Source organism: Streptococcus sp. 2106 (genome assembly GCF_013277315.1).
In the GTDB taxonomy this organism is placed as follows: domain Bacteria; phylum Bacillota; class Bacilli; order Lactobacillales; family Streptococcaceae; genus Streptococcus; species Streptococcus pseudopneumoniae.
The window spans coordinates 1-3,788 of sequence record NZ_VMMS01000077.1 but is presented as its reverse complement, the minus strand read 5'-3'; the positions used below and the strand labels follow the sequence as shown (position 1 = coordinate 3,788).

Genomic DNA, 3,788 nt, shown 5'->3' with positions numbered 1-3,788 from the left:
AAAGACTTGACCTGAGAAAGGATCCAATTCAAAGTGGGTTTTAATGAGATAAGCCAGTGAATCAATGCCTTGTCTCATATCCGTTTTCCCACAAACAAGGTGAACTTGACCTAAATCGTTTAGTTGAATCATCATAGTACACTACCTTTCCTCCGATAACTATTTTTATTTAGTATACCGGAAGTTGGGGAATTAGGATAGATACGATACCTTGTTATGACGCGCTTACTTTAGAATAGTACGTTATAGATGTTAAAATATTTCTAGAAATTAATTTGACTTTCCTAATCGATTTGTTCACATCTTGTTTTAATCTACTATATATAGGGTACTTGAAAGGCTATCATCGGACAAAATAAGGAAGGCATGATATAATATAAGGTAGATTTCTATGTCATAAAACAAGAAGTGTTTGGACATCATTCATTTGAGAACTCTTTATGTTCAAACGATAGTAAAATAAAATAGGGGATCTAAACCCTTGCTACGAAAGGAAAAAAACTCAATGGCTACTATTCAATGGTTTCCTGGTCACATGTCTAAAGCGCGTCGACAGGTTCAGGAAAATTTAAAATTTGTTGATTTTGTGACGATTTTAGTTGATGCACGCTTACCTCTATCTAGTCAAAATCCTATGTTGACCAAGATTGTTGGTGATAAACCAAAACTCTTGATTTTAAACAAGGCCGACTTGGCTGATCCAGCAATGACCAAGGAATGGCGTCAGTATTTTGAATCACAAGGAATCCAGACGCTAGCTATCAACTCCAAAGAGCAAGTGACTGTAAAAGTTGTAACAGATGCGGCCAAAAAGCTCATGGCCGATAAGATTGCTCGCCAGAAAGAACGTGGTATTCAGATTGAAACCTTGCGTACCATGATTATTGGGATTCCAAATGCTGGTAAATCAACTCTGATGAATCGTTTGGCTGGTAAGAAAATTGCTGTTGTTGGAAACAAGCCAGGGATTACAAAAGGTCAACAATGGCTTAAAACCAATAAAGATCTGGAAATCTTGGATACACCGGGGATTCTCTGGCCTAAGTTTGAGGATGAAACTGTTGCACTTAAGTTGGCATTGACTGGAGCTATCAAGGATCAGTTGCTTCCTATGGATGAGGTTACCATTTTTGGTATCAATTATTTCAAAGAACATTATCCAGAAAAGCTGGCTGAACGCTTCAAACAAATGAAAATTGAAGAAGAAGCGCCTGTGATTATTATGGATATGACCCGCGCCCTCGGTTTCCGTGATGACTATGACCGTTTTTACAGTCTCTTCGTGAAGGAAGTCCGTGATGGCAAACTCGGTAACTATACCTTAGATACATTGGAAGACCTCGATGGCAACGATTAAAGAAATCAAAGAACTCCTTGTGACAGTCAAGGAGTTAGAAAGCCCTATTTTTTTAGATCTTGAAAAGGATAATCGCTCTGGAGTTCAAAAAGAAATTAGCAAGCGTAAAAAAGCCATTCAGGCTGAATTGGATGAAAATTTGCGTTTGGAATCTATGCTTTCCTATGAAAAGGAAATTTACAAGCAAGGAGTGATCTTGATAGCAGGTGTTGACGAGGTCGGCCGAGGTCCTCTGGCTGGGCCAGTAGTCGCTGCAGCCGTTATTTTACCTCAAAATTGTAAGATTAGAGGCCTCAATGACAGCAAGAAAATTCCTAAAAAGAAACATCTGGAGATTTTCCAAGCAGTTCAAGACCAAGCCTTGTCAATTGGCGTTGGTATCATGGATAATCAGGTCATCGACCAAGTCAATATCTACGGAGCAACTAAACTGGCCATGCAGGAAGCAATCTCCCAGCTCAGTCCTCAACCTGAGCACCTTTTGATAGATGCCATGAAACTGGAGTTGCCCATTTCACAAACCTCCATCATCAAAGGTGATGCTAATTCCCTCTCTATCGCAGCAGCTTCTATAGTAGCCAAGGTGACCCGTGATGAATTGATGAAGGAATACGATCAGCGGTTTCCTGGCTATGATTTCGCTACTAATGCAGGATATGGAACTGCTAAACACCTAGAAGGACTCGAAAAACTAGGAGTTACCCCAATTCACCGAACCAGCTTTGAACCTGTTAAATCACTGGTTTTAGGTAAAAAAGAAAGTTAATTGAAAGGAAATACCATGGAGGAACAGTCGGAAATAGTCCGTTCTAAGAAAGAATTCGCCTTTGCATCCAGCACTATCCTATCCCAAGTTGGTCGAGGAATCATTGTCGGCCTCGTCGTTGGAATTATCGTCGGATCCTTTCGTTTCTTAATTGAAAAGGGCTTCCACCTGATACAAGGACTTTATCAAGATCAAGGGCACCTAGTGCGCAATCTTTTTGTACTGGTTTTGTTTTATATACTCATCTGTTGGCTCAGTGCTAAATTAACTCGATCAGAAAAAGATATCAAAGGCTCAGGAATTCCGCAAGTCGAAGCCGAACTGAAAGGCCTCATGTCCCTCAACTGGTGGGGCGTTCTTTGGAAAAAATATGTGCTAGGAATGCTTGCTATTGCCAGCGGCCTTATGCTGGGGCGTGAAGGGCCAAGTATCCAACTGGGAGCAGTTGGTGGTAAAGGAATTGCCAAGTGGCTCAAATCCAGTCCAGTAGAGGAACGTTCCTTAATTGCCAGTGGAGCTGCAGCAGGTTTAGCCGCAGCCTTTAATGCACCAATAGCAGGCCTCCTCTTTGTAGTAGAAGAAGTTTATCACCATTTTTCGCGCTTTTTCTGGGTTTCTACACTAGCAGCCAGCATCGTAGCAAACTTTGTGTCTCTACTCATGTTCGGTTTGACACCAGTATTGGATATGCCAGATAACATTCCTCTCATGACCCTAGATCAATACTGGATTTATCTTGTGATGGGAATTTTCCTTGGATTTTCCGGTTTTCTCTATGAAAAAGCTGTGCTCGATGTCGGTAGACTTTATGATTGGATTGGTCAAAAAATCCATTTGGATAGAGCTTATGATCCAATTCTTGCTTTTATTCTCATCATACCAGTCGGAATTTTTTTACCCCACGTCCTTGGTGGTGGAAATCAGCTTGTTCTTTCCTTAACTGAGCAAGATTTTAGTTTCCAAGTTCTATTAGCTTACTTTTTAATTCGCTTTATCTGGAGCATGATTAGTTATGGAAGTGGTCTTCCAGGAGGCATTTTCCTACCAATTTTGGCGCTTGGTTCCTTACTTGGTGCCCTAGTTGGTGTTATCTGCGTCAATCTTGGACTTGTCAGTCAAGAGCAATTCCCTATATTTGTCATTCTAGGAATGAGTGGCTATTTTGGAGCAATATCAAAAGCTCCCTTAACTGCCATGATCCTCGTAACTGAGATGGTAGGAGATATTCGCAACCTCATGCCACTTGGTCTTGTCACTCTTGTTTCTTATATTATCATGGATTTGCTCAAGGGTACACCAGTCTATGAAGCCATGCTGGAAAAAATGCTTCCAGAAGAAGTATCCAGCGAAGGAGAAGTTACACTTATCGAAATACCAGTTTCTGATAAAATTGCTGGGAAACAAGTTCATGAACTCAACTTACCACACAACGTCCTCATCACTACCCAAGTCCATAATGGCAAGAGCCAAACAGTTAACGGCTCAACCAGAATGTATCTGGGTGATATGATTCACCTGGTTATTCCAAAAAGCGAAATTGGGAAAGTCAAAGATTTGTTGTTGTAGAGTTTGTTTACATAATTTATATTATGCAAACAGCTGACTTGATTTATTTAGAAAACCGATTCTCAGCAATGAGGGCGGTTATTATGGCTTCAAGCCAGT

At 40.7% G+C, this 3,788-nt stretch carries 4 protein-coding genes; 3 read left to right on the top strand and 1 reads right to left on the bottom strand.

Features of this window, described 5'->3' with window-relative positions; translation table 11 throughout:
• A partial coding sequence (gene tnpB / locus HT723_RS11840; RefSeq protein WP_275689914.1) for an IS66 family insertion sequence element accessory protein TnpB occupies positions 1–132 on the bottom strand: 132 nt, incomplete at its 3' end.
• Positions 133–505: 373 nt separating this feature from the next.
• Between tnpB and ylqF the strand changes: the two genes are divergently transcribed.
• From ylqF to HT723_RS08610, 3 genes are read left to right on the top strand one after another with little or no spacing between them, the layout of a single operon-like run.
• Complete coding sequence (gene ylqF, locus HT723_RS08620; RefSeq protein WP_172935034.1) at positions 506–1,357, top strand: ribosome biogenesis GTPase YlqF; 852 nt, start codon at positions 506–508, stop codon at positions 1,355–1,357.
• On the top strand, positions 1,344–2,123 hold the full coding sequence (locus HT723_RS08615; RefSeq protein WP_119919469.1) for a ribonuclease HII: 780 nt from the start codon (positions 1,344–1,346) through the stop codon (positions 2,121–2,123). Before ylqF ends, HT723_RS08615 begins: the two co-directional genes overlap by 14 nt.
• Positions 2,124–2,138: 15 nt before the next feature.
• The gene (locus HT723_RS08610; protein ID WP_079252922.1) at positions 2,139–3,689 is read left to right on the top strand and encodes a ClC family H(+)/Cl(-) exchange transporter; all 1,551 of its coding nucleotides are present in this window, start codon (positions 2,139–2,141) and stop codon (positions 3,687–3,689) included.
• Positions 3,690–3,788: the final 99 nt, after the last annotated feature.